Origin of the sequence: Paenibacillus pedocola (assembly GCF_031599675.1) — a bacterium.
In the GTDB taxonomy this organism is placed as follows: Bacteria; Bacillota; Bacilli; order Paenibacillales; family Paenibacillaceae; genus Paenibacillus_AQ; species Paenibacillus_AQ pedocola.
Genome location: NZ_CP134223.1, coordinates 1,242,787 through 1,269,605, shown reverse-complemented (window position 1 = coordinate 1,269,605; position 26,819 = coordinate 1,242,787). Strand labels below are relative to the sequence as shown.

The 26,819-nt window shown below is 49.1% G+C and carries 22 protein-coding genes; 7 read left to right on the top strand and 15 right to left on the bottom strand.

The window, feature by feature from the left end; all coding sequences use genetic code 11:
- Positions 1-43 precede the first annotated feature (43 nt).
- Both QU597_RS05455 and QU597_RS05450 read right to left on the bottom strand, forming a co-directional pair.
- Entirely contained in the window at positions 44-1,189 is a 1,146-nt protein-coding gene (locus tag QU597_RS05455; protein WP_310831719.1) for a winged helix-turn-helix domain-containing protein, read from the bottom strand.
- 133 nt (positions 1,190-1,322) lie between these two features.
- Complete coding sequence (locus QU597_RS05450; protein ID WP_310831718.1) at positions 1,323-1,994, bottom strand: YjgB family protein; 672 nt, start codon at positions 1,992-1,994, stop codon at positions 1,323-1,325.
- Between the two features lie 56 nt (positions 1,995-2,050).
- Between QU597_RS05450 and QU597_RS05445 the strand changes: the two genes are divergently transcribed.
- Genes QU597_RS05445 through QU597_RS05435 form a run of 3 tightly spaced genes read left to right on the top strand, consistent with a single transcriptional unit; the run spans position 2,051 to position 5,385 of the window.
- Positions 2,051-2,725, top strand: a complete 675-nt coding sequence (locus QU597_RS05445; RefSeq protein WP_310831717.1) for an RNA polymerase sigma factor — start codon at positions 2,051-2,053, stop codon at positions 2,723-2,725.
- Positions 2,718-3,056, top strand: coding sequence for a hypothetical protein (locus QU597_RS05440; protein WP_310831716.1), 339 nt, complete (start codon positions 2,718-2,720; stop codon positions 3,054-3,056). The genes QU597_RS05445 and QU597_RS05440 overlap by 8 nt, the downstream gene beginning before the upstream one ends.
- Entirely contained in the window at positions 3,046-5,385 is a 2,340-nt protein-coding gene (locus QU597_RS05435; RefSeq protein ID WP_310831715.1) for a hypothetical protein, read from the top strand. Before QU597_RS05440 ends, QU597_RS05435 begins: the two co-directional genes overlap by 11 nt.
- Positions 5,386-5,465: 80 nt before the next feature.
- Here QU597_RS05435 and QU597_RS05430 read toward each other — a convergent pair whose 3' ends face one another.
- The 10 genes from QU597_RS05430 to QU597_RS05385 form a co-directional block, all read right to left on the bottom strand.
- The gene (locus tag QU597_RS05430) at positions 5,466-6,017 is read right to left on the bottom strand and encodes an RDD family protein (protein WP_310831714.1); all 552 of its coding nucleotides are present in this window, start codon (positions 6,015-6,017) and stop codon (positions 5,466-5,468) included.
- A gap of 105 nt (positions 6,018-6,122) precedes the next feature.
- Complete coding sequence (abc-f, locus tag QU597_RS05425; RefSeq protein ID WP_310831713.1) at positions 6,123-7,958, bottom strand: ribosomal protection-like ABC-F family protein; 1,836 nt, start codon at positions 7,956-7,958, stop codon at positions 6,123-6,125.
- A gap of 437 nt (positions 7,959-8,395) precedes the next feature.
- Positions 8,396-8,929 (bottom strand): P-loop NTPase family protein, encoded by a 534-nt coding sequence (locus QU597_RS05420; protein ID WP_310831712.1) that lies wholly within the window; start codon positions 8,927-8,929, stop codon positions 8,396-8,398.
- On the bottom strand, positions 8,910-9,638 hold the full coding sequence (locus QU597_RS05415) for a metallophosphoesterase family protein (RefSeq protein ID WP_310831711.1): 729 nt from the start codon (positions 9,636-9,638) through the stop codon (positions 8,910-8,912). The genes QU597_RS05420 and QU597_RS05415 overlap by 20 nt, the downstream gene beginning before the upstream one ends.
- A gap of 104 nt (positions 9,639-9,742) precedes the next feature.
- The gene (locus tag QU597_RS05410) at positions 9,743-10,291 is read right to left on the bottom strand and encodes a GNAT family N-acetyltransferase (protein ID WP_310831709.1); all 549 of its coding nucleotides are present in this window, start codon (positions 10,289-10,291) and stop codon (positions 9,743-9,745) included.
- A gap of 378 nt (positions 10,292-10,669) precedes the next feature.
- Entirely contained in the window at positions 10,670-11,692 is a 1,023-nt protein-coding gene (locus QU597_RS05405; protein ID WP_310831708.1) for a zinc-binding alcohol dehydrogenase family protein, read from the bottom strand.
- Positions 11,692-12,657: an aldo/keto reductase gene (locus tag QU597_RS05400; protein ID WP_310831707.1), complete on the bottom strand. Its 966-nt coding sequence runs from the start codon at positions 12,655-12,657 to the stop codon at positions 11,692-11,694. Before QU597_RS05400 ends, QU597_RS05405 begins: the two co-directional genes overlap by 1 nt.
- On the bottom strand, positions 12,657-14,150 hold the full coding sequence (locus QU597_RS05395) for a UxaA family hydrolase (RefSeq protein WP_310831706.1): 1,494 nt from the start codon (positions 14,148-14,150) through the stop codon (positions 12,657-12,659). The genes QU597_RS05400 and QU597_RS05395 overlap by 1 nt, the downstream gene beginning before the upstream one ends.
- Positions 14,147-15,640, bottom strand: a complete 1,494-nt coding sequence (locus tag QU597_RS05390) for a tagaturonate reductase (RefSeq protein WP_310831705.1) — start codon at positions 15,638-15,640, stop codon at positions 14,147-14,149. The genes QU597_RS05395 and QU597_RS05390 overlap by 4 nt, the downstream gene beginning before the upstream one ends.
- Positions 15,637-16,467, bottom strand: coding sequence for an amidohydrolase family protein (locus tag QU597_RS05385; RefSeq protein ID WP_310833239.1), 831 nt, complete (start codon positions 16,465-16,467; stop codon positions 15,637-15,639). The genes QU597_RS05390 and QU597_RS05385 overlap by 4 nt, the downstream gene beginning before the upstream one ends.
- Before the next feature lie 160 nt (positions 16,468-16,627).
- Between QU597_RS05385 and QU597_RS05380 the strand changes: the two genes are divergently transcribed.
- The 4 genes from QU597_RS05380 to QU597_RS05365 all read left to right on the top strand — a co-directional run bounded on the left by QU597_RS05380 (position 16,628) and on the right by QU597_RS05365 (position 20,839).
- A complete protein-coding gene (locus QU597_RS05380; protein ID WP_370656233.1) occupies positions 16,628-17,500 on the top strand; it encodes a helix-turn-helix domain-containing protein in 873 nt (290 codons plus the stop codon).
- A 182-nt stretch (positions 17,501-17,682) separates the two neighbouring features.
- On the top strand, positions 17,683-19,011 hold the full coding sequence (locus tag QU597_RS05375; protein ID WP_310831703.1) for an ABC transporter substrate-binding protein: 1,329 nt from the start codon (positions 17,683-17,685) through the stop codon (positions 19,009-19,011).
- Between the two features lie 113 nt (positions 19,012-19,124).
- Complete coding sequence (locus QU597_RS05370) at positions 19,125-20,021, top strand: carbohydrate ABC transporter permease (protein WP_310831702.1); 897 nt, start codon at positions 19,125-19,127, stop codon at positions 20,019-20,021.
- On the top strand, positions 20,018-20,839 hold the full coding sequence (locus QU597_RS05365) for a carbohydrate ABC transporter permease (protein ID WP_310831701.1): 822 nt from the start codon (positions 20,018-20,020) through the stop codon (positions 20,837-20,839). The genes QU597_RS05370 and QU597_RS05365 overlap by 4 nt, the downstream gene beginning before the upstream one ends.
- Before the next feature lie 51 nt (positions 20,840-20,890).
- Here the strand turns inward: QU597_RS05365 and QU597_RS05360 are convergent, their stop codons facing one another.
- The 3 genes from QU597_RS05360 to QU597_RS05350 all read right to left on the bottom strand — a co-directional run bounded on the left by QU597_RS05360 (position 20,891) and on the right by QU597_RS05350 (position 26,632).
- Positions 20,891-22,432: a response regulator transcription factor gene (locus QU597_RS05360; RefSeq protein WP_310831700.1), complete on the bottom strand. Its 1,542-nt coding sequence runs from the start codon at positions 22,430-22,432 to the stop codon at positions 20,891-20,893.
- Complete coding sequence (locus QU597_RS05355) at positions 22,429-24,138, bottom strand: cache domain-containing sensor histidine kinase (protein ID WP_310831699.1); 1,710 nt, start codon at positions 24,136-24,138, stop codon at positions 22,429-22,431. Before QU597_RS05355 ends, QU597_RS05360 begins: the two co-directional genes overlap by 4 nt.
- A gap of 121 nt (positions 24,139-24,259) precedes the next feature.
- Positions 24,260-26,632 carry a glycoside hydrolase family 95 protein gene (locus QU597_RS05350; protein ID WP_310833238.1) on the bottom strand — a complete coding sequence of 791 codons (2,373 nt, stop codon included), beginning with the start codon at positions 26,630-26,632 and terminating at the stop codon, positions 24,260-24,262.
- Positions 26,633-26,819 lie beyond the last annotated feature (187 nt).

Genomic DNA, 26,819 nt, shown 5'->3' with positions numbered 1-26,819 from the left:
TCATTTCGTAACCCTAATGTAGATGAGATTTGTCAGAGCAATATCAGAGGGATTTCAGCATGTTGAGCATCCGTTTTTCCAAAGGCTGTCCAAACTGGTTCAGTCCGCAATCTTCAACTGCCGCCCGAAACCTGCCCTCGTATTTAGGATATAGAACGTTATCTGGCAAAAATACACGGCAGAAGTGGTGAATCCGGTACAAGCCGTATAAACGCAAAGGAACAAATCCGGACATTTCCAGCACCTGCAGCCCTTCATCCAGCAGCTGTTCCGCTTCACGCCACTGTTTGCTCCGCATCAGCCAGAGTCCTTTTACGATTTTATAGCTGCCGGTTTCCCGTAAAAAAGGCTTATCCAGCAATTCCTGCCTGATGGCTTCATCCAGCCGGTCCAGCTCCTCATCTCCTGCCCCCGCAGCCAGATGCGCAAGCAGCTCGGTAATCATCGTCGCCGGAACGAAATTCTCATACCCAAGTTCTGCAATGACCTCATAAGATTTTGTCAGCTGCTCCAGCGCCCGCTCCGGTTCACCAGCCAGGATAAACAAATCGAGAATTGTAAGAATCTCCAGTTCCAGATGATCCGCCGGACGCAGCAGCTTCTTTTCAATCACCTGTTCGCAAAAAGCCAGCTTTGCCTTGGGATCACCGGAGAACATGTAGAATAGGATCAAAGAAAACAGGCGGTCTTCGAGCGGCACTTCTTCCGTATCCAGCAGCCACTCCAAATCTCCCTGCATAAAATGAATCACCATTCTGTAATGTTGATCCAGCTCGAAACCGAGCGTATCCTTCTGGGCCGCAAGGCTCAGAATCGATTTGCCTTGGCCGTAGACATGAAACTTGTTGAATACATCCCGCATTGTATCGCGCAGTTCCGGGTCAAATAAGGTAGGATATGCGGCCCCAGCGGACGGCAGGATCAGACTATAGCCAAAGCCGCGGACGGTTCTGAGTTCCACACCGCTGAGCTTGCGGAGCTTTTTGCGCAGCCGGTAAATATGATCATCCACCGTCCGTTCCACCGGATACTCCAGCGGCCATACCTTGTCCAGCAGCTGTTCACGGCTGAAGGTAAATCCCTTATTCCGGTGCATAAACTCCAGGAGAGCAAACTCTTTGGGTAACAGCTGGATGGTCGTTTCTCCGACTGACACTGTAAATTCGCTTTCATCAAACTTCAAATGCATAGCTGATCCTCATTTCTACAGATGAATCCATGGATGTATTATATCAGCCGGACTTCAGCCTGCTCCAGCACAAATAAAAAAAGAGCAAATCCGCAAATAAAGCTGCAGATCCGCTCTCATTTCAGCGTTGGCTTTAGCCTGCCATATTGTTAATAGAATCCTGCTCGCAGAATACGGAAATATGATCCACGGTGCCTGATCCATCCGGAATGATGAACTTGAGCTGGTACTGCCCGCCCGCCTGGTAGATGTAGATCTTATCGCTGCCGTTTACTGTCGTGTTATCCGGCTTGCCAAGCGTCTGCTCGATCTCCTTCAGTGTCAGCTGCTGCAAATCTGCGGCACTTGAGCGGACATCAAAAATCTGGCTGCCTTTATTTGAGCCAAATACGACATGCTTGTCATTATACGTGGAGTAGATCCCTTTGCCTGCAAATTCCTTCGTGTCCGGCTCCCCCCATGCTGCCTCCACCTCGTCGATCATCCCGCTGTGCGCGGCATATTCCACGCCCGGAACCTTGCCCTGCTTCGCCAGCTGCAGCAGCTCTTTCAGCTGCTTGGTGCTGTCTTTCACTGCGTCAGTCGGGCTGCCGCCACCTGTGCTTGGTGAAGCTGCGGCTGGCGAAGCACTTGCTTCCGGCTGTACGGTTGCCGGTGCCGCCGTAGGCGCTGGTTCGGTTGAAGCCGTCCCGCCCGCAGGCGCGGATGCTGCAGTGTCCGCCTTGCCGGAGGAATCACAGGCCGTAAGTCCGATAACACCTGCTAATATAACGATTCCAGCTATAGTTTTAAATGTGGTTGTCATGTTGTCATCTCCCCGATTATTAGAACCTTTCTTAAGTAACAGCTACTGGATTTGACGTGCGGGAGACAGTAAAGGTTGCAGAAACGGGCAGCTGGAGCAACAGCCAAATAAATTTTACCAATTCACGCAACCATACGTCCGCAGCCCGCATCTTAATAGTAAAGGGAGGGGAGCTTCGTCTGGACATTATAGAGAGAATCAAAGCCAAAGATGAGTCTGCTCTCCGCCTCTTAATGGATGAGTATGGGGATATGCTGCTCCGGACGGCTTATCTGCTACTGAGGGACCGTCAGTCTGCTGAAGAGGCCGTTCAGGATACCTTCATTCAAGCCTACGCCAAAATCAGCCAGCTCCAGGAGCCCGGCCGGTTGCGGCCCTGGCTGGTTGCAATTACTGTGAACCGCTGCCGGATGAAGCAGCGTACCTGGAGCTGGCGGAGTATTTTCCCTGCTGCGGAAAGCGGGCAATGGACAGAGGATACCGCCGGTTCCTCTGCCGGGGCTGAAGAGCTTTTTATGGCGGAGTGGCACCAGGTTAAGCTTACGGACGCTATCGGAAGCCTCGACTATATATATCGGGAGTGCCTGACACTGTACTATTTTCATGAAATGAGTATCCGCGAGATCTCTTCGCAGCTAAGAACACGGGAAAATACGGTTAAATCGCGGCTAATGCGCGGGCGGCAGCTGCTGAGGCTGATTCTGGAGAAGGAGGACATTGCCCATGGATAGAGGACGCGAAGAAATTAGACAGCAGCTGGAGGAAGAACTCCGCCTCATCACCTTCACCGGACATGAGCGGGTGCTGCGGCAGACTCATCCTCCGGCGCTGCGGGCACGTCTGTCTGCATTCTGGAATAAAGAACTGGTAATTCCGCTGGGGCCGCTCGGTGCAGCGGCAGCAATACTTGCTACAGGGGCACTGTTGTTTTATGCCCCGCACATCGGAACAAAAGAGCAGCAAACCGTGCAGATGCCAAGGCAGCGGGAATTAATTGAAAGCGGAGGCAACACGTATTGGAAGGACATCTATGAGCAGGCGGTGAAGCAGCATGAACATTAGAATAAAGGTCAAACATCTGGTGCTCTTCGTGCTGCTCCCCCTCTCTCTGCTGTCCGTTTTAGCCATAGTCCGGCCTTCCTTCGGAGCCAGAGAATCTGCTGAAGCACTAACCCAGGCGGCTTCCGCAGCCGCGCGTACCGAGCTGCTTCAGACACTTGCTGCCAGCACCGGCAGCGCACGGATGGAACTGATCCGCAAGGAAGTCATTGACCCCGCTAATACTCATCCGGCTTACTGGTTCAATGTATACGCCAGCGGGACGATGAGCCAGGTGAACCCGACCGATAATGAGGCGGTGGCCTCTCCGCTCCTGCCTGAAGACCGGATTAATTGGTTGGAGGAGTATATCCAGAATGGTTCCACTGACATCTGGCTCCGGAATGCGGTGAAACAGCTGGTCTATGAATATGATGCACGGGGAAATACGGATAACGAGGCAGATAAAGCAATTGCAGAAGCAGTAAAGCGGTTCAGCAGCAATTCTTCAACAACGCGGGAGCTGATAATGCTGCGGGCAGAGCGGGCGCTGAATGCCGGAACATTCACGCTGGCTGAGGAACTGCTCCGGCAATCGGAGTTTCCTGTCCAGTATAATGAGGCAGAGCTGGATGCTAAGACCGCATGGCTTAAGGGACGGTTGGTGTTCGCCCAAGGCAAAGGCAGTGAGGCGCTCCGTCTGGTGAATAGCGCGCTGTTGAAATACCGGAAGGACTGGGCGGAGCTGGAAGCTGAAATTCAAACAGCGGACAGTAGTCTGCAGGAGAACGCCTCTGCACAAGTCCCTGACAGCAGCCAAGGCTATAGTCCGGCTGCGCCCGAACATGGTGTGTCATCCACGGAAGAACAGCTCACCGCCCTGCAGGCTGCACTTCAAACCGCAGTCGATATGGGATTTAACCGCCCGGCTACAATAACGGGTACCCTTACCAAAAGCGATGGCACTCCCGTAGCCCGCGCCGGCATTTTTCTGCGTGCGGAAAGCGAGCTCTACCATAGCGTGTACTATGATTCCGAACCTTATCAGATCGTCACAGATAATGAAGGGCACTTTCAATTCTCCGGTATCATTCCCGGCTTCTATCAGATCCAGCTGGGGCTCAGCTTTGAGCAGATTGACGGCTGGACCTGGCCCGCACAGACCGATGACTGGATAGAACTCCAACCAGGCGATTCATTAACTCGCAATATTACCCTTCAGCCGCTGCTGGAGCTGAAATCGCCCGTTAATTCGCAGGTTCTGACCGGCTCCGCGGTGAAATTCAAATGGGAAGCCGTTAAAGGGGCTGCCTACTACAGCTTAAGTACCACTGTGATTGACGGCGGCGGAAGCTTCAGTACTGTGGTCCGCCAGCGGATTGCGGATAATCAGGTAACGATTCCGGTTGATGAGCTATATAACAGCGGCGGCTTCTCCACCAGCAGCAGCGAGGAAGGCTGGCAATCTATATATCCCTCTTCCCTGCTTGGCTTCGCCAATCCGGACAGTAAGTTCTCCTGGAGCATCGACGCCTATGACGGACAAGGCCATGTGATCACCCGCAGTAACGGCTACCGGCTTAATGAAGAGACGGTTGGCAATCTGCCTTTCTTTTATCTGAAATCCCGGACGCTCACCGCTGCCGACCAATTGGTTGTGGACAGGAAGCTCGAGCAGGCACTGGAAGCCTACCGCCGGGACTATGCCGCGAATCCGCAGGATGCGCATTCTCTGAAAATGCTGATTCATCTAATGCTCGCCAAATATTCCGATACAAAGGATGCCGGGCTGGAAGACGAAGCAATGGCTTTATTGAGGAAGCTGGTAGAGCTTCGCCCGGATGTCAATTATGCTTTCAGTCTGGCTGATTACTATTATGACCGTTCCGACTGGGAGAACTACAGCAAGTACTACGCTCAGTACCTTAAATTGAACGGGGAGGAGCCAAATGTCTATGGACGTTCTCTCAACGCCACTGCGTTGATGCTTCAAGGCCGCTTGGACGAAGCCCGGGAGCAACTGGCAATCTCAATGAAGGAAGACCCCAGCCACCGCTTTGTCGGCAGCTATCTGGCCGCAGAGCTGGCTGCCGGGCAGCCTTTGTCCTCGGTTCTGAAGCTGGCGGAACGTTATCCTCAGCATATGTATAGCCAAGGCGGCTACACCTGGCCGCTGCTGATCCTTAAGCTTCAGGCGGAGCGGGCCGGGCAGCCGGAGGCTTTTGACCAGCTGCTCAGCGAGAAGCTGGCTGCATATGTGAAAGGGCAGCATGAAGCCCTGGAGCAGTGGACCCGGGAGGGTTCGCCTTCGGCGCTGAAGGAGTTCATAAAAGCTGTGCTGGAGGTGGGCTGACAGCGGGGCAGCAAGCCCCAGACAACACAAAAAGGACGGTCAACGCCGGCAGCAATGCTGCCTGTTGTCCGTCCCTTTTCTTACTTCAGCTCATCCAGAGCCGCCTTCTTCACCACATAGGTGTCAGCCATCACATCATGGAACGCCCGGTTGCGCCGGGAAAACACAATAATCAGACAATCAATGAGGATAACGAGGCTGACTATCTGAACAAGCGCAATGCAGAGCGGCACCCAATTCGAATAATAATTATCGACCCCGGACACCGAACCGTCCCCGGCAGTAACGATAACTCCCAGCAGCGAGTTGATCAAATAAAAAGTGTAACGGATGAACGCCTGCTTGACCGTAGGATACTCCCCGCGTTCATTCACAATCCTCGTGCGTAAGACCAGTCTTCCCGGTGTTCCGCCATACCGGACAACCATAAAAATATTAAACAGCGTCAGCAGCACCCATTGAATCCATAACGGGATCCCCGAGTGATACTGTTCGGCTGCCGAAACTGCCCACCTGTTCAAAAAATAAGCGGGGATCGCCAGAATCAAAAAATCCAGCAGGCTGATCAGCACTCTTTGCCAAAATCCTACGTAATCGTACTCTGCCAGGCGTTCTGTTATATCCTGCTCCATCTCGTTCCTCCCAATCGGCTCTCGCCTCAGTACTCCTGATTCTACTGCTTTAAAGTGAAGCCTTCATAAAAGCTTTTCATTATTCTATTAAATTCTCCATATTTTTCAATTCCCCTCCATGAATTCGCCAATCTCCTGCCGCAGGCTCAAAATCTCCCGCAGCAGCTCCCGGTTCTCATGCTCCGTCTCTGCAGGTTCACTCCGCATCAGCCCGGCCAGCCGCATTTCCAGTAACCGGAGCTCTCCTTCGCGGGATTGTTCCTCGGGGCTAAGCGTCCGGCTGCGTTCCCTGGAAGTATATTCGGCAAACGTGCCCGGAAAGAACTGCGGTTTCTGCCCGCGTCCAAGCAGCAGTAGCCGGTTAGCGACTTTGGTGTGCAGATACCGGTCATGAGAGACGATAACCAAACCGCCGGGGTAAGCCGCTAGCGCTTCTTCCACCCGTTCCCGGGTGTCAATATCGAGATAATTAGTCGGTTCATCCAGAACCAGCAGGTTAGCTTTACCGAAATACAAACGGAGGAAGGCCACGCGGCATTTCTCACCGAGGCTTAAGTCTCCGATTATCTTAAAAACATCCTCCCGCGGGAATAAAAAGCAGCCCAGAATGGTCCGCGCCTCTGTCTGCGTCATGCCCGGCAGCTCGAGCAGGCTGTCCAGGATGGTCGAGTCGGGTTTCAGATGATCCAGCTCCTGGGCAAAATACCCGATCTTCGTGCAGGGATGAACACGCACATAGCCTCCGGCCGGCTGCGTCATCCCTGCTATCAGCTTCAGCAGCGATGATTTGCCGGCTCCGTTCGGTCCCAGGACTGCCAGCCGGTCACCCCGCCGCAGCGATAGTCCGAAGTGCTCCAGCAGCGGCGGCCCGCCGTCGTAGGCTAAGGTGATATCCTGCAAATCCAGCAGTGCATCTCCCTGGAAGGCTTCACTTTCCAGTTTCATATTCAGCTTAGGCGCCACCTTCGGCAGCTCCACACGATTCTTCTCCAGCCGCTCCAGGCTGGCTTCCTTGGCGTGTAGCCGGGAAACGTTCTTCTTCGATTTGGCCCGCCGGAAATCATTCTGCCCGGCAGCACTGTGCGCCTGCTGGAACCAAAGGGCATACCGGCGGATGCTCTCCAGGAGCTTCTCCTTCTCCAGCTCCTGCTTCCGGTACTGCCCCTCCAGCGTCCGCGCTTCCAATTCCTTCTGCTCCCTGTACTGCGTATAGGCTCCGGGATAGCGGCGGCAGCCTGACGGGCTAAGCTCCAGCACACTAGTTGCGGTCCGGTCAATAAAGGTGCGGTCATGCGACACATAGAGCACTGTGCCGGGATAGGTCCGCACCCACTCTTCCAGCCACTCCATCGTATCTTCGTCTAAGTGATTGGTCGGCTCATCCAGCACCAGCAGCTTTGGCTGCCGGGCGAGCAGCGCAGCGAGCTGCACCCGCGTCTTTTGCCCCCCGCTGAGCAGGCGGTAGGGCTGGCCCCACAGGGACGGCTCCAGCTTCAGCTGCCTGAGGCATTTCTCCGCTTTGGCTTCCCAGCCGTAACCGTCCAGCTGCACGTAGCTGTCGTAGGCTTCACCATATTCGGCAACTGCCTCCTCATCCGCACCACCTGTCTCTTCCAGCCTGCGGGCCAGCTGCTCCAATCTGCGCTTCAGCTCTGCAAGCTGCCCTGAAGCCGATAAGACGAATTCAAGTAGGCTGATTCCGGATTGAATCTCCAGCTGCTGATCCAGCACCCCCCATGCCTCCCGTTCCAGGCCGCAATAGACACTGCCCTCCTCAAAAGCCAGTCTGCCTAGCAGACCCTGCAGCAGCGTTGTTTTGCCAATGCCGTTACGCCCGAACAGCAGCACCCGCTCTCCTTCAGTAATTTCAAAGGACACCCCTTCGAATAAGGGGACACCATTCCACTCTTTTTTTATGTTTTCCACTTTAATCAAGGTCATATTTCATTCCTCCGCTTCCTTAAATCGTCTGTTACGTACTGAAGCCTCCGCTGCGGACAGCAACAAAAAACCGCAGCCAGCAGGCTGCGGTACAGGAAACGTATGAAGGGCGTCCGGTGCTCTAAATAAAACATCGCCAAGGGCAGGCTCCTGTTAAGCAGGCAGCTGCTATTCTCAGTTCTGTTCCTCTATAGCATCGTAAAGGTCCCGACAGACACACGTATCCCTGACCGTACACCCTAAGCGGGCGTCCCGTGGCTTGTGCTGAATGCACATCACAAGTGAACTGGTCTTCATTAGGAAACGTGTTAGTTATTCATCAGTCGGGTGAACCTCCGTAATTGTCCGTATTCAATGATGGCTACAGTATAACTAATCCGGAAGCGGAGAAGCAAGGTCAAGAACAATTATAATCATTGTCTCCGGGTATGACTCCCCTAATCGTGGTCCGGTTTGGCATATTCACCTACATATTTTAAAATATCACGATTATTCTTCACTACAATCCGTTTAGCGGCGAACTCTCCGGTCAGTTCCATGATCTTCAGCAAACCCTCCCGGTCAAAGCCTCTGTTCCATTCGAATAACATCACATACAGGTTCTGCAGGGATTGTCTGTAATTGCGCTGCTCCAGGCCCAGATTTGTCTTTATAAACCGCTGCACCACCCGCATATCCCTGACATATTTATTGGGGGTGATCACAAATATCAGATCCGCCTGCCGGAAGCTCTCTATTCCCCATTTGTAGTGCACCCCTTCAATAATCCATTCCTTCCCTGCTACTGCCTCCAGCAGCCGGGCATCTCTTACTTCTGGAGAACGCCTGCTGTCTACGGGCCCTCTCTCCCATACAAAATTATCCGTTTCATAACAAGGAATGCCGTATCTTCCGGACAGCTCCCTGGCAATATAAGATTTCCCGCTCCCGCAGCCGCCGATAATCCGGATTTTAATGTGAAGCCCTCCCATGGAATATTCTCAGAATCGTATCTTTATCCGGCACGCCGAGCTGCTCATACGAGCGGAGAAAACCGCTATTGTCATAAGCAATCTCTACCGTTTCGGCGGTTACCCTCCCGTTCTGGACGGTCACGATGCCATACTTGGCAATAGACTGTCCCGAATGAGCGCAGCCAAGCGCCCCCGGATTGAAGAAGGTGGTCTCTCCGGCATGAAAATGATGTACAACATGGTGATGGCCAAAGGCGACAAGCCGGTACTCCGTATCCGCATACAGCTGATTCAGCTTCCCGGCCGTCGGACTCCAGTCTACAGGCATGTACCACCCGTCTGAATTGAGATGATAATGGGTGAATAACATCCGCACACCCTCAATGCATGCAGTTTCCGACATAGGCCATTGACTCATAAGCCCGATATAATGCGGACTGATTCTTTGGGCCAGCCATTCGTGATGCACCCGTTCCGCGTGATTCCCGGGCGGCGGCTTCTCACCGCGGAACGCCCGCTGCAGGGCAATGTCATGATTGCCGCTGATAAACATGATCTCCTCCTGCGCCAGCAGCAGTTCAAATACACGGTCCGTATCAGGACCGATCGCCACCACATCTCCCAAACAAACAATTTGCCGGAGCCCCCTGCCCGAAATATCCTTCAGCACCGCTTCAAGCGCCGCAGCGTTCCCGTGAATATCCGTGATGATAGCTATGCTCTGCACAGCGGCACCTCCTTTTGAGCCTTTTGAACCCTTTGAATAAAATAATCCTTCTGCGGCTGACTATACTCTTTCGGCAACCCAACAATTGGTCTGGGACCCGCTCTTTAGCCCAGCCTTTTGAACATTTCAATTCCAACAATCTTATCCTGATTCAGCCCCGGGAAGATTTTATACCCGCAAGGGATGAAGCCATGCCGGCAGTAGAACAGCAGCGCATTAGTATTCGTATTATGGCAAAATAGTTTTAAAGTGTGGATGTTATGCTCCTTCCGGGCTTGGCCAATCATCGATTCCAGCAAAAAGGACGAAACACCTGATCCCCGGTGCTCCGGGCTCACGATTACATTTCCCAGCCAGCAGGTATGCTGCTCCTCGTCTTTGTCATACAGATTCGCATAGGCAAGCGGTTGACTGCTGTCTTCAAGGGTGATAACCGTCGGATTAAATCGTCCCTCCAGCACCTGCAAAATTTGCTCCGGTGTCAGCGGATAGCGGAATTTAGGGCTGACGCAGAACAGCTCTTCCTCATTTACGGGAAACGAACAAATTATGTCCAAATCTTCCCGGGCCAATTGGCGGTATGTAAGCATCTTCTCTACTCCTTCCGTTTTAGTTGAATAGGCTGCCTGCCGGCAGCCTATCACCATTGTCATTCAGCCAGTCTGCTTAGTGTAAGAAGAATTTCACTTCTCTTATAAGATAACTTTTCATATGCACCGGCTGTTCTTGGATCACCATCTTCATTCCATGTATACCCGCCAGTTAAAATAACATCTTCAGGAGCTTCAAAAACATAAGATACCAAGCCTTACTCAGATTCGCTAATTTTTCTGCTCCCTTTTAACAATAATGGAACGCCAAAAATAATTAAACCCCAGTTCGTTTTCATTTTTGTCGGGATTTATAGTATATAAGATGAATTAAAGATCTGCCCAAATTAACAAAAAGGTTCTGATCAGTCAAATTTTTTGACGATCAGAACCTTTTTATATACTAAACAGAAGTTTTTAGTCGCTATCATGCAATCTGTTTTAATCGTTTATTTCCACCAATGCTTTTATCACTTTCGACTCTGGCTTCAACCAGCTTTCAAACTGGCTGGTCATCCCCTCAAAAGAGGATCGGTGGGTAATGTAGCGATCGATATCGATATAACCTGCTGAAATTGCCTTAAGTACGAAGTCAAAATCCTCCATAGTAGCGTTTCGGCTGCCCATTACGGTCATCTCATGGCTGTGGAAATTTGGGTCGTTAAAAGTGATGTCACTTTTCACCAAGCCGACATAGACCAGTGATCCACCATGCGCGACCAAGTCGAATGCACCCGCCATAGATGCCACATTTCCGGTAGCATCAATGACAACACCTGCAGATTCACCGCCTGTAATTGCTGCCAGCTTATCTTTAGGCTGCTGAAGCGCATTTACCGTATGTTCCACCTTAGCCCAAGTGCGGCAGAAGGAAAGTCGTTCATTGTTAACATCCATTGCAATGACCTTGGCTCCTGCATAACGGGCAAGCGCCATAACGCCTAGTCCGATTGGACCTGCACCGATCACCAGCACCGTATCACCTGCTTTTAGTCCAGAACGACGGATGGCATGTGCACCAATTGCCAACGGCTCCAGCATTGCGGATTGATCCAGGGTAAGACCTTCTGTTTTGATCAAATGGTTAATTGGAACTGAAACAAGCTCACGCATGCCTCCATCGATATGAACCCCAAATACTCTCATATTCTTACAGCAGTTCGTTTTTCCGCTAACACAAGCTGAACATTCACCACAGTGCATGTAGGGGATGACGCTCACCTGATCTCCCTGGTGAAGTCCATCTTCATTCTCTCCAATAGCCTCAACCACTCCAGCCAGTTCATGGCCTAGTATGCGCGGATAGCTGAAATAAGGCTGATTCCCTTGATAAGCATGTAAGTCTGTTCCACAAATCCCAATCCGGCGGATACGTACAAGTGCCTTTCCCTCCTCCAAAACGGGTTCCGGTAAATCCTCACGCCATTCAAACTTGCCAACCTCTTCGCAGACAATACCTTTCATTATTGAATACCGCTCCCTTCACCTTGGGCAGGATGCCCATTGTATTCCGGCCGGCCACTCTCCCAAGTGGAATTATGGACCGGTTCCAGAATTTCCAGTACTTCCTTGAGCAATGCTTTATCCATCGGCTCAACGGTCCAGGCGGCATTCTTGATAATGTTATCTGGATTAGCTGTACTGACTAGTGTAGTTGGAATTTCTTCATGTTCAGTTGAATATTGAACGGCTAGCTTCGCAATGTCAGCACCTTGAGAGGCGCAATATTCCGCGGCTTTCCGGCAGGCCATTTTCAGTTCACTATTTGCAGGATGCCAATCGGCTGTCTCACGGGTACTCAGCAGTCCCATTGACAGCGGCGATGCATTAACCAAACCCACTCCTCTTTGCTTCAATAGCGGTAAAAGACCGAGCAAAGAAGTATCATTTAAGGAATAATGACAATAGGAGAGAATGGCATCAACCTCGATCTGAGGCAGAAGTGTTTCGAATAGTTGTAACGGCAGTCCGCTAATTCCACAGAACCGGATCTTGCCCTGCTCCTTCAGATTGTGCAGCGCGGGCACTGCCTCCTCAAGAATAATTTGGGCGGGTACAAATTCGATATCATGCAAGAATAAAATATCGAGGTAATCGGTATGAAGCCGGTTCAAGCTTTCTTCCACACTGCTGAAGATACGTTTTGCTGTAAAGTCAAAAGTTGATTCCCCATATCGTCCAGCCTTGGAAGACAACAGAAATTTGTCACGTGGCAATTGCTGAATTGCTTTGCCAAGTACACTCTCTGCCTTGGTCAGACCATAATAAGGAGATACGTCAATATAGTTAATTCCTGAGTCCACAGCAGCATGCACCGTCCGAATACTCTCACTGTCATCTGTCTGGCGAAAAACGGAGCCCAGCGACGATGCGCCAAAACTCAAAACAGATACATTCAGTCCGGTGCTTCCCAATTTACGATATTTCATTACAAAATCACTCCATCCTTAAATATGGCTATTTCTTTAAACCCATTGTTTTCATTCAGCGTTCTTGTCTGACCTGAGGCGAGTGCGATTAACTGCTCCCATAACTCATCAGTCAGCTGTGTCATCGTTTTGCCTTCAAGCAATTGGCCGGCGTTATAATCTATCCAGTTGCGTTTGCGCTCTGCAAGCTCGGAATTTGAAGAGATTTTAACCGTGGGCACAGGCCCGCCAAATGGAGTACCGCGGCCGGTTGTAAACAGAACCATATGGGCACCTGCCGCCGATAAGGCAGTGACGGATACGAGGTCGTTACCCGGTGCCTCAAGCAAATTAAGTCCAGACTTTCGGACACGGTTGCCATAGAGTATTACGTCATTGACGGTGGCATGCCCACCCTTTTGCGTACAGCCCAGCGATTTCTCCTCAAGGGTACTAATACCTCCAGCCTTGTTCCCCGGAGATGGGTTCTCGTAGATTTCCTGGTTATGACGGAGGAAATACTCCTTGAAATTATTGACCAGCGAAACGATCTGCCCGAATATTTGTTCATTTTCTGCACGGTTCATCAGAATCGTCTCCGCACCGAACATTTCCGGAACCTCGGTCAATATTGCTGTTCCGCCTAGTGATGTGATCCGGTCCGCGATGGTTCCGACAAGCGGATTGGCTGTAATGCCCGACAGACCGTCTGAACCGCCGCATTTCAATCCAATTCTCAGCCTGGAGACAGAGACCGGCTCACGTTTAAACGTTGCGGCATAGTCTGCCAGCTCTTCTATCAGCAACAGACCCTTCTCCAGCTCATCCTCTTCATCCTGTGAACGCATGAATCGTATCCGTTTCCCGTCAATGTCTCCAATCGCTTCACGGAAGCTGTCGATCTGATTATTCTCACAACCGAGGCCGACGACCAGCACTCCGGCTGCGTTGGGATGATGAACGAGTGAGGACAGCAGTTTGGCGGTTTGCGTCAGATCATCTCCGAGCTGCGAGCAGCCAAAAGGATGAGCGAAATGATAGACGCCATCTGCCTTTCCAGCAGTGCGCTCGCTCCCTCTTTTCGCCAGAATTTCACAGGTTTTGTTGATGCAGCCCACCGTATTGATGATCCAGATCTCGTTGCGTATGCCGACTTCACCACCAGGCCTGAGATATCCCTGAAAAGTTTTGCTGCCGGCAGGTTCCGGCCCTGCTTCCGTAAGTTGTGGCTCATAGCGATAATCCAGAATTCCGCCAAGACCGGTTCTCAGATTATGAATATGCACCCAACTTCCCGGCAGCAAGTCTGCTTTGGCTTTACCGATAGAGTAGCCGAATTTCAGCACATCCCCGCCTTCGGCGACAGGCTTCACCAATATTTTATGACTTTTGGGAACATCCTCGATTAGAGTAAGGGAGCTTCCATTCTCCAGAATGAGTACTTCACTCGCATTAAAATCCCGCAGAGCACTCACTACATGATCGCCTTCAGACAATCTCACCCAGTCTCTCATTTTGCATCTTCTCCTTCCCATTGGGTTAACCAGTAGGACACTGCAGTCGTCAGACCGTCCCATTTTGCCAAAGACTGGCCCCAGAGCAGCTCTAGTGCTAGCAGTCTGTCTACGGTCTCCTTCATCGTTGCTCCAGTTAGCTCTGTTGCCGACCAGATCCCGGCAACCAAATTCAGAGCCTCGGGATCATCCCTAACCGTATATTGTTCCCCGCTAAGGTTTGTACCGGCATAGGTCCCGTCCTCCATAAGCTTCACCCGATAATAACGCAGCAGTCCGGATAAACCCAATATCAGTTGCTCCGGCAGAGGTGCTCTGCGTTCAGCATAATATGCCAGCGAAGGCAACAGTCTGACGCGGAACTTGCTGACGCTGTTCATGGCAATATCGCTGAGCCGGTGACGAATATAAGGATTCGCGAACCTGTCAAATACCTCCCTGGAATACGTGAGCAGCTCTTCCTTCGGATAGGGAAGTGCGGGTATAATTTCTTTGACTGCCGCTTCACGGACCCGCCAGCCAAAGTCAGGATGCTCTAGCATTTCCCGTACATGTTCAAGCCCGTGAATCAGCCCAAGTGATGCCATCCAGGTATGGGCACCGTTAAGCAGCCTGACTTTGCGTTCCCGGAACGGCTTCAAATCGCTCGTCCAATGTACATTCAATCCTGCCGTACGGAAGGGGAGAATGTTCTCCATTTCGGGTTCTGCTTCAATTGCCCACACATGATAAGGCTCCGCAGTACAGAGCATATTATCCCGTACTCCCCACTCTTCGAACCAGGCTTCCGCCTGTTCTTCCTCCGGATAACCGGTCACAATTCGGTCTACCAGCGAGTTCAAAAAGCGATTGTGCAGCCTCACCCAGTCCTGGAAAGTTTGTGGTAGATTCCAGTCTTCCGCATAGTGAAGGACCGTCTCCCGAAGCACATCACCATTGCCCTCCAGCAGTTCGCAAGGCAGGAAGATAAGTCCATGCGTCGATGAACCCTGATACGCCTGATAACGCAAATATAGCAAGTACGTGATTTTCCCCGGAAAAGAAAGAATAGGTCCTTCGCCCAGCGGTTCTGCTCTATAGACAAGTCCTGCTTCCGTTGTATTAGAAACCACAAAAGTCAGCTGCGGGCTAACCGCAAGTTCAGTAAGCTTCTCCCAATCGGTATAAGGATCAAACACCTGAGAAAATACAGGGATAAGCTCATTTCTGGCAACAGCTGTCCCTTTATCCATTCCGCGTGTTACCAATGTATAGAGTCCGTCCTGGGCAGCTAGCTTTCCAATATTGTCTTTGCCGGAGGGACGCGGCTGTACCACAGCTATACTTCCTTGAAACAGCCCCTGCTTGCGGCATTCATGGATCATCCAGTCAAAGAAGCCGCGCAGAAAATTACCTTCTCCAATCTGCAGTACCGTTACGGGCGCAGCCTGCATGCGCTCATACTGCTGCTTCGTTTCACCTTGCAGAGCTGTTCTATCAAACTGTTTCATAATCTATAGAACTCCTTCGCATTCGTTCCAAATAAACGTTCAAGTTCATGTTCACTCCAAGAATCCGGGAGTGCATGAAGCAGGATGTCCATGACTTCATCATATTCAGCAGCGAGCAGACATACCGGCCAGTCACTGCCGAACATTACACGCTGTGGCCCGAATTGTTCGAGCACCCTGCGGATGTATGGAACAAAGTCTTCCTTCTTCCACCCTTCCGGATCCGCCTCCGTAACCATTCCGGATAATTTACAATAGATGCCTGGAAAAGCTGACATTTCCTTCAGATAATGCGACCACGGACCTAATTCATTCTTATGAATCGGCGGTTTTGCGAGATGGTCAATAACACCGTGGAGATTCGGGACCTGCCGCAGCAGTTCCAACACCGGCTCCATTTGCTGTGACGTTAGCAGGAGATCTACTGGCACTCCCTCAGCGGCATAGCCCTGAAGCGCCTCCACAAATGCAGGCTCTAGAATCCGTGTAGCATCAGGCATGTCCTGTATCATAATCCGGAATCCCTTAAACTTGGGATTACGCTGAAACCGGGCATAATGCTCCCGGTGGTCTGCAGCAAACAGGTCCAGCCAACCCACTACTCCGAGGACCGATGAAGTTTGATCGGCAATGGAAAGAATGAAATTCGTCTCTTCAATCGTCGGTGCTGCCTGAACAATGATGCTTCCATCCAGCTCATGCTGGTTCAATAGCGGTTCAAGATCAACCGGCATGTAATCGCGGTATAATTCTGGCAGTTCTGTAGTGATCCAACCGTAGTCTCCCCGGTTAATCATCCAATAGTGTTGGTGAGCGTCAATACGCATCTCGTTGTACACCTCTTTGTAAGTCATAATGTCGTGAACTCGTTCACTGATCATTGTATACTAAGTGAAACAGGTAAATAATCGCTGATACATGCATTTTTATAACATATTTTGATATAGAAAAATGCATCACTATCCCATTTATAAAGGAATGATTTCTGTGAAACCAATCCGAAAACCCTTTTTCGGAGATCCACTGTTCCCCTTTGAACTTGCTTATAAAACTGTGAAAAAGCAAATAAACGAGCTTCCTGACCATCTGCATGATCGGTATGAACTCGTGTATATTCATCAAGGAAAAGGTGTCTTTTTTATCGATAACAATTGGTACGAAAAGAAACAAGGAGATCTTTTCATCATACCGGGAAATACCATTCACCACTCCCTGCCTCACAACGAAGATCCCATCGTATCTTCTGCACTTTTTTTTGCCCCTCCATTACTCGCCATGGAACCGATAGATGATTCATACCATAACTTGTTATGCTTTGATTTCGCGCGAAAAAAAAGAGCCTACCGGATCGAGCAGCCTCAATATTTAATCTCTGTTACGGAGGCAGCTCTAGAACAAATCCACCAGGAATTAGAGGACAAGAAAACCGGCTACCATGAAGCGGTCAAGCTAATTACTTGTCAGCTCTTGCTGCAAATCAACAGATTTATTCGATCGGTAAAAGAACGTAATCCAGTGGGAGAGCCTGGTGTTGGTCCCTCTTGGATGAAGGACGTGCTGCGTAACATTGACGAGCATCCTGAAAGAGAGAACTCACTCGCTCGGCTCGCGGAAAAAGCCAATGTATCTGCTCCACATTTTTCACGTGTTTTTCGTCAGCTAACTACAATGAATGTCACCCAGTACGTAAACGCCAAGCGGATTATTCTCGCCAAGGAGCTGCTAGTTCGCTCGGATCAGAATATCATTGAGATTTCGGAACAATGCGGATATGAGACACCAACACATTTTTATCGTGTATTCAAAGCGTTAACAGGATTAACGCCTAACAAATACAGGAACAATCAAACCAATATGTAGATGAATGCGGAGGTTAAAAATTTGCACAGATTGGAATGCTGATTTTACATTTACCGCACGCTCCATGGTTAGTATGATTCATGTAAGCGCTTAAGACATAACCTTTCATCCGGAAGAAAGGCTAACCAACACGGAAATGCTAGTGTGACATCTGAATGTTCAACTTGAGGGGAGAATGAATTATGAGTAAAAAGAGAGCTGCATCCGCATTGGCAATACTCATGTTGCTGGCTGGTCTGGTATCAGGCTGTGGAGGAAACAATAATGCGGGCAACACCAATGACAACACCAGCCCTGCAACATCGGGAACAGATACATCCGGAACTGCGGATAAGAAAAATGTCACGATAACCTTATCCGCCGCTTCAGACTGGATAAAGCCCGTGGATAATGAAATTATCGAGGACTTCACCAAGGAAACCGGAATCAAGGTAGATGTTCAAGTCATTCCCGCTGATCAATATGCCAGCGTATTGAAGGCCAAGCTCGCCTCTGGCGAAGGTCCAGATCTTTCCATCATCTGGGCAGAAGCGAACGCCGCACAATTTCAGCCCCAGGATAATTTCATTGATTTGAGCAGCGAAGAATGGGTAGGCCGGATGACTGAGGCTGCCAAAAAGAACTCCACTTACAACGGTCAAGTCATTGGCTGGGGCCCAGAAGGCGAGAACGCAGGCTGGGGTCTCATGTACAACAAAAATATATTTGAGCAATATAATTTGCAGGTTCCAAAGACTTACGCTGAATTCACAGCCATCAGCGACACCTTGCTGGGAAATGGAATCACCCCGGTTTATGAGCCGCTCAAGGACAGTTGGCATTCTGGTATCTGGTTCGCATTACTGGGACCTGCTGGCGAGAATGCTTCTGCCGGACTATATCAGAATCTGAACAACAACAAAGCTACTTTCGATGCTGTGGCACCGTTCGTGACCTTCTTGGATCAATATAAAGAAGCTTACGATAAAGGGTATTTCGGCAAAGATGCACTCTCCAACACTTATGACAAACATATGGTCTCAATGGAGAGCGGCAAATATGCAATGACGATGGTGCCGGCTAATGAGGATGTGCAGTCCAAAGCCAAGGGCGAAACTTATGATTTTTCCAAATACGGCATGTTCCCTGCACCTTTCGCGGATAATCAGTCACTTGCTGTCTATGACGGAAGTTTGATCCGCGTTGTGAATAAGAACAGCAAGAATATCGATGCGGCCAAGGAATATCTCAGCTATATTTCCCGTGCTGATGTCCTCAAGAAATTTTATGATGCTACCGGGTTGAATCCGGCCTTCACTGATCTTCCCCAAAAGCAGGACGAAATCGAGAAATCGCTGCGTGCCAATTCTGACGGTACTGTAAACACAATTATGGAGACTGGAATTAAATACTGGGACAACACCGTTATCGGCAACTACGTTGTCGAAATGCTCCTGGACGGCAAATCAAGCCTGGATGTATTGAAAGCTGTGGACAAAGACCGGCTTAAGCTGTTCTCGGCCTCTGAATAAAGTCTCATTAAAGAAAGCAGTAGCGTGTTAGAACATCTATCAGGTCAATATTGTAAACCTATAGATGTTCTGCCATGCAAGCTGTATATCAACAGCAAGTGAGGGTGGAGAGAATGAATAAACTGCATAATCAAAAAATTATCCGAAAAATGTACCCGCAGTATCTGCTAATTCCGGCTTTTGTTCTATATTTGGCACTATTTCTTATACCGAATCTGACTAGTTTCTTTTATGCGTTTACGAACTGGAATGCTTACTCAAAAACAATCAAATTCATAGGTCTCGGCAACTTTCAAGAGATCTTCAGCAGTTCTTCCGGCAATACCGGTGTATTTATCAATACCGTCATTTTCGCAGTGTTTACAACCGTACTGAAGATTGTATTCGGACTAATTTTAGCCCTTCTTTTAAATGAAGGATTGCGGACCAAAAATGTACTGCGTGCTATTTTTTATATGCCGATCACCTTATCAACTGTGCTCCTTGGAATTACCTTTTCGGAAATATATAGCCCGGACGGGCTGCTGAATAAAGCGCTAAGTACTTTCGGCTTGGATTTTCTGACCAACTCCTGGCTGTCCAATCCGCATCTGGCCATTTGGTCGATATCTTCGGTTGAAGTATGGCGGGCTTCCGGCTTCGCAATGGCAATTTTTCTCGCTGCGCTACAGACCATTCCCAAAGAAATCCACGAGGCTGCTGAAATGGATGGTGCCGGTGCGTATTATAAGTTATTCAACATTATTCTGCCTTATCTTTATCAATCCATTGTCATCAATACGATTCTTGGTATGATCTCGGGTCTGAAGGTGTTTGACCTCATTTATGTCATTTCCAACGGCGGACCTGCCCGGAAATCGGAAGTATTAAATGTAACGGTATTGAATGAATTCGGTAAAGGGAATTATGGATACTCCACTGCACTGGGGCTGCTGCTCTTTGTATTCGTGACCGCTGCTTACTTCCTGGTGAATGCAATATTCAAAAAATTCGAGGTGGATGTATCATGAAAAAAGGCAATTGGCCCAAACTTATCATTGAAGTTCTGATGTGGGGACTGACTCTGATCATCTTTCTGCCATTATATTTTGTATTCGTAAACTCTTTGAAGTCTGGAATGGAGGTAAGTGCTATGTCATTAAGCTTACCTTCCGTTTTCCATTGGGAGAATTATAAAGAAGTTTTCCAATCAGGGAATATATGGATGGCCTTCCTGAACAGTCTGATTTTCAGTTTCGGATCAATCATAGTATGCTCCGTGCTATCAGCGATGGCTTCCTACATCATCGTTAGAAGAAAGTCACGCATGAATTCGGTGATCTTCAATCTGTTCCTGATTGGCTTGATTGCACCCATGAATATGGTAACTACCTTTCAATTTATGAAGGCGCTGCATTTTATCAATACATATCATGGACTGGTTCTACTCTATGCTGCTTATTTCATGCCCTTTACCATATTTCTGTACAACGGATTTATCCGCAATCTTCCGGTTGATCTGGATGAAGCGGCTACCATCGATGGCTCCGGCCCGCTCCGCCGCTTCTTTGTGGTTATCTTTCCGCTCCTGAAATCGGTAACGGTAACTGCGCTTGTAATCAATTTTGTAAACTGCTGGAATGACTTTATGTTCCCGCTTTATTTTATTACACAGACTGACAAGTGGGGTGTTGTACTCCTCCTGTTCCAATTCACCGGAACCTTTTACGGACAAGATCAGCTTCTATTCGCAAGCGCACTGGTAATCATGGTTCCGACACTGATTGTATACCTTTTCGGCCAGAAATATATCATTTCCGGCATGACTGCCGGCGCAGTGAAAGGCTAGTCTTACAATTAGCCAAGCGCCATATGCTAATCTTTCTGTTCAAAAACGGATTCAGATTTTCTGGCTGATCCGAAACTCCGAGGGTGTTTGACCGACAATGCTCTTGAACACTTTACTGAAATAATGCTGGTCGAAGTATCCCGTCATCTCGGCAATGATCCGAATATCGAGATCGGGATGCTCGATCAATAGCCGTTTAGCTTCCGACATTCTATAGTTAATCATATATTTCAGCGGGCTTTCATTCATGTGCTTCTTGAAAATCTTGGTTAGATATGCAGATGAGAAATTCATTTGCTGAGCCAGTTCCTCAAGTGATATATCCTCCGAATAATGATTCTTAATATACTGCGTGAGGGATTCTACCAATTGAGACGTACCATCCAAACGCGTATCTCTAATCCCCCCACGTTCGATCAAAGCCCATATCCTGTCACATATCTCATCATAATGTATGGAGGTGCTGGTAATCTCCGCAATTTCATATTCAGTATTAGTTCCGACTGCAGTCTGTGTCTGCACACGGCTTCGTTCAATTATCCGAATCAGTTCGGCAAAGGAGGATTCTGATTGTCTTTGCGGAACGGAATCACGACCTAAGGCAGCACAATACTCATAGATCAGTTTGCGAAGTGCTCGACGATTGTCTAGTACCGGTTTGAGCTGCTGTGCTGAAAGAGCTGCTGCCCCTGCAACATGCTGAGTTTGGTTTTTAGCGTAGATAAGCACTTGAGATTTGCCCAGGCATACACCTTGCTCCATAAGCAGCCGCAAATGCTGTGCAGTTTCCCACAGCTCACTTTGCCTAATCAAACTTCCATGTGTACAGACAGTAATAGGATAGGGAACAAGCATTTCCAGCAATGAACTACTCAATTGTCCTCCGATAGACTGCAAATCTCCCCTGAAATGTTCGGGAAACGCTATAATAAGGAACTTCTGGTTAGGCATCTTCTCGTCAATCAGCCACCAGTCCTGTATAGACGTGGAGATCTGGGCAGTGATAGCTGTCCAGTCCGCCTGCAGCCAGAGTTCTTTGAATAGAGAAGCATATTTCAGTGAAGTGATGTGGTTGCATAGATTACCAGCGCAGATCAGGAACATCTGGAATACTGCATGTTCTAAATTACCCGGCAGTTCTCCGCTGCCGCCTTCACCGTGCAGCTTCGAAGAAATTTGTTGCCGCTGCTGATCCGTATTCTTCGACAGCACTTGATCACGAATATGATCTAGTGTCTTCATAAGCATATCTGTCTCAAGCGGCTTAAGCAGATAATCCAGTACACTCAGGCGTAGTGCCTGCCGTGCATATTCGAAATCATCATAACCACTCAGTACTACGATCGGCAGATACGGCATAACGGAACGTATATTTGTAATCAATTCCATTCCGTCAGAAACAGGCATCCGGATATCAGTAAAAACCACATCCGGCTTAAGCCGAAGAACCGCATCCAGCGCGTCCTTACCGTTAAATGTACTGGCGACAACCTTGAAGTCAGGCGCCGTCTGCTCGATTTTGTGGATGATATGGTTCTTAATGATGGGCTCATCTTCAGCCACAATTACCGTTATAATTCTCCCCTGGCTCATGACTTCTCCTCCTTGTGCATCGTAAATCCGCCGATCGTGACTGACGCCCCTCCCTCACCGCTTTCTTTGATATCAAAGATCATCCGGTTCTCATAAAACATCCGCAGGCGGATATAGATATTGACCATTCCCATACCGTCCACACTGATTTCCGGCACCCGTGTCCCGCTGTCGAATAAAGCGAACTTTTCCTTCAGCATTTCCAGCTTAGCAGGATCAAATCCAGTGCCATTGTCGGATATAGTGACCATCCAGCCGCCGGACAGAACTTTACCCGTAATGCGAATAATCCAGGGCGGGTGCTCTCCGGACCCATGCTTTATCGCATTCTCAACCAGCGGTTGAATAACCAGCTTCGGAACAGGTATAGACTCCATTCCTTTGGGAATGTTCACTTCACAATACAGCATGTCCTCGTACCGTTCTCCCATAAGCTGGATATAATCGCGGGTGTATTGAAGCTCTTCTCCAAGTCCGACTGACTTGAAATTGTTGGAGGATACATATCTAAGCATTCTGGATAGCCCTTTGCAAAAAGCCAGCGCTTCACTATTCTTTCCTTCCTCACATAGAATACTGATCACCGACAAGGAGTTGTACAGAAAATGAGGATTCATTTGTGCTTGAAGGGCCAGCAGCCGTGATTCTACCTCATGGGATCTGGCAGACACCGCTTCATCCAGTGATTCCTTAAGCCTGCCGCGCATTTCGATAAAGGTACGGTTTAGCTCTTCCAGTTCGTCTATACTGCTGAGTGGACCGGATTTTTTCTGCGGCGCCAGGGAGTCCAAATTCAACATCTTGATAGATTTGTTCATTTGTTTGAGGGGACGGGTCAGGCTGCGGGAGACAAAGTAGCTCATAACCAGTGTTACGGCAAGAGCTGAAATTCCCAGCAATATAATATTCACGTTAAAGGTGACGATTGGCTGCATTAACGAGCTTTCTGGCTCGAGCAACAGTACAGTCCAGCCGGAGAAGCCTGAACGAGAATAGACGGCAATGTTCCGGTCATGATTGATTTGATGCTGCATGCTGCTGTCCTGCTGCGAAATTGCGGAGTGACTCAACTCAATGGCTTTGCGGTAAAAGGATATTTTTTCTAGGGTCTCTCTATTTATTTTACTTTCCCGGGAATATGGATAAACGAGCAGCCCGTTCTGATCAAAGACATAAACGGATTTATGCTGCTTCTGCTCCGAATCCTTGGAGATAACTGCTTTTTCGATAATGTTGGCGAACACCTCATATTTCTGTTCAACGGTAATAATGTTATTGTTCTTCCCGCCGAAGACTTCGGCAAATGCCATATTGACTGATATCACGCTTTGCTCTGGATCTTCTTCATCCCTGCGCGGTGGGTAAATACTTCGTTTTCCATTCTGTTTAAGAGTCTGTTGCGCCCACTCCTGCTGGAGAAAGGCCCCGGGTTCACCCATAACCGCGTCGAATTGATTTCCATACTCAAAAATAAATCCGTCCGCCCTGTATAAATACAGTTTATAGAAGTTTGGAATCGGGCCGCTGATACTCAGTACCGTGCTGGCCAGTTTGTTCCGCACATTATACAATACAGCAGGATCATCCGTATCCTCAAAAAAAGGCTCCCGGACAGGGTCGGAAGCCACAATTTTAAGAGCAGTGCCATATAAATTATTCAGTTCCAGATCTACAGTATCAAGAACATTCGCCGATATTTGATTCATTGACTGAACGGACTGTTTTCGCAGGATATTAGACATATAGAGGCTAAATGCAATTAAAAACAAGGCGACCAGAACAGTAATTAGCACAGAGTAGCGGATGAAGATTTTAGCATTAACCGATTTAACTCTCATGGATATGATAAGCAATACCTGCCACTACGCTGAATGCTACTTCCCCGCTGCCCATGGCCACGACCTCTCCGGATTCCGCTTCTGTTACTGTGAGGGCATTGCCCGTACAAACAAGGCATCTACCGCTCTGCTCCCCCTGAATGAGTGCCTGACTAAGACGCCCCTGTTCCCATTTCATATCCACCGTATAACCTCCTCTGGCGCGTAATCCTTTAACTTTACCTTCCTTCCACAAATCAGGCAAGGCAGGCAGCAGCCGGAGGACACCGCCGTGCGATTGCAGTAGCATCTCGGCAATGCCTGCCGCGTATCCGAAGTTTCCATCAATTTGAAAAGGGGGATGGGCGTCCATCAGATTGGCATATAGACCCCCGCGTTGATAGTTCAAATCCTGTCCGGTAACCGGCTGCAGCAAATGATTTAGCAATGAATAAATCCGCTTGCCGTCTCCGAAGCGCGCCCACAGATTAATTTTCCAAGCTAGGCTCCACCCAGTCCCCTCATCGCCTCGGATCTCCAGCGACCGTCTTGCTGCATCGTGGAATATTTCCATCCCGTGCTCCATTAGCCACTCCCCGGGATAGATTCCATATAAATGTGATACATGGCGGTGATTAGTATCCTCATCAGCAAAATCAACGCTCCACTCCTGCAACCTACCCTGGTCCCCAACAGACAAAGGCCATAACCCAGCCTGCATCTGCTTCAATTCTTCACTGAAATCATCTTGAATGTTGAGCTCATCCATAGCTCGCAAACAGTTAACGATTAAGTCTTGAATCAGCATTCTGTCCATTGTCGATGCAGTGCTTACCTCACCTAATGTGCCGTCTGCCAGCCGGAATTTATGCTCTGGTGATGTTGATGGAGATGTTATCAGATGGCCCGTTTCATCTTCAACTAGCCAGTCCATAATGAAAATTGCCGCTTCTTTCATTAACGGGAACGCCTTAGTACGCAAGTATTCCTTATTGAGACCAAATTCATAATGCTCCCAGAGATGGCGGCATAACCATGCTCCCCCCATCGGCCACAGTGCCCATACCGGAGCTCCATGTCCATAATCGCCCACAGGCGCTGTCTGGCACCATAAATCCGCATTGTGGTGCGTAGTCCAGCCACGCGCACCGTAATGCACTTCAGCAGTTTTTGATCCGCTGCACGCAAGATTACCAATAAACTCGAGAAAGGGTTCATGGCAAGGCGCCAGGTTGCAGGTTTCGGCAAGCCAATAGTTCATCTGTGCATTAATATTTAGCGTCCAGTTGCTGCTCCAGGGCGGACGCACTTCATCATTCCAAATCCCCTGAAGATTCGCCGGCTGAGAGCCCGGCCTTGAACTTGCAATCAGCAAATAACGGCCGTAATGAAACAGAAGCTCCAGCAGGCCGATGTCTCTTGCACCGGCTTCTTTTAGCCTCACATCAACAGGACGCTGCGCTTCCTGTTCCTCATCATGCCCACCGAGTTTCAGCTCCATCCGGTTAAATAGGGATTGATGATCCTGGATATGGCGTTCTTGCAGTTCCGTATACGGAATCTCCTTCAAGATCTCCAATGCGCTGCGTACCTGCTCCGTTACTTCAGCCATATCGGTTCCGGGCATCTGATCAAAGCCGTTAAAGCTGGTTTGAGCACTAAACAACAGAGTGACTGCATTTGCTTCACGAACCTGCAGTTCTCCATTCACTGCAGTTACTGTTCCTCCTTCAGCGGTCACTTGGAGACCTGCGGCAAAGCGCATTGCAGGACTGGTTTCCGGATCACCATAAATAATCGGACGTTTTCGGTCATAGTAGCTGGGATCGACATGCTCTGGAGCGAGCCCACTCAATATAATCCGTTCCCGTTCTGCTGTGACAGTATGGCGCAGCTTAGTACTCAGTCTTGCCGTGAAGGTTAGCATTTTTTCATCCCCGGCTTCCAGTCGAACGGCTATCACTCCATCCGGGTAGGAAGCAATTACTTCGCGTGTATAGGAAATCTCTCCGATGGTATAGGCGGCGCTGCAAATACCCGTCTGCAGATTTAAGGACCGGGAATACTCTTTGGCTTTATCCCCATGCTCGAAATGAAGGTGTAAATCCCCTAACGGAAGATAAGACTGATTGTATGCACCCAGCATTTGTTTCGAGAGCTGCGAGGCCTGCTGATATTCTCCACGGGACAGCAGCTCTCTCACCTGCGGCAAAATATCAGCGGCCTGATGATTGTTCGTATCTCTGGGATATCCTGACCATAACGTATCTTCATTCAACTGGATGTGCTCATGCTCGATACCACCGAACACCATGCCACCCAATTTCCCATTACCGACAGGCAGCGCTTCTGTCCATTCAGCAGCTGGTTTTATATAATTCATCAGCAAAATAAAACACTCCTTTTAAATCCTTTTAATCATGCTAACGCTTTCAATATAAAAATATAAATAATGCAATCATCAATATAACAGTACTAAGCAAACTTGAGAATAGAAGAAACCAGCCCGTTTAAGGTGATTTTTTTAACCTGCATTGTTGGGCTCCATATATACAATTCTTAAATCATTA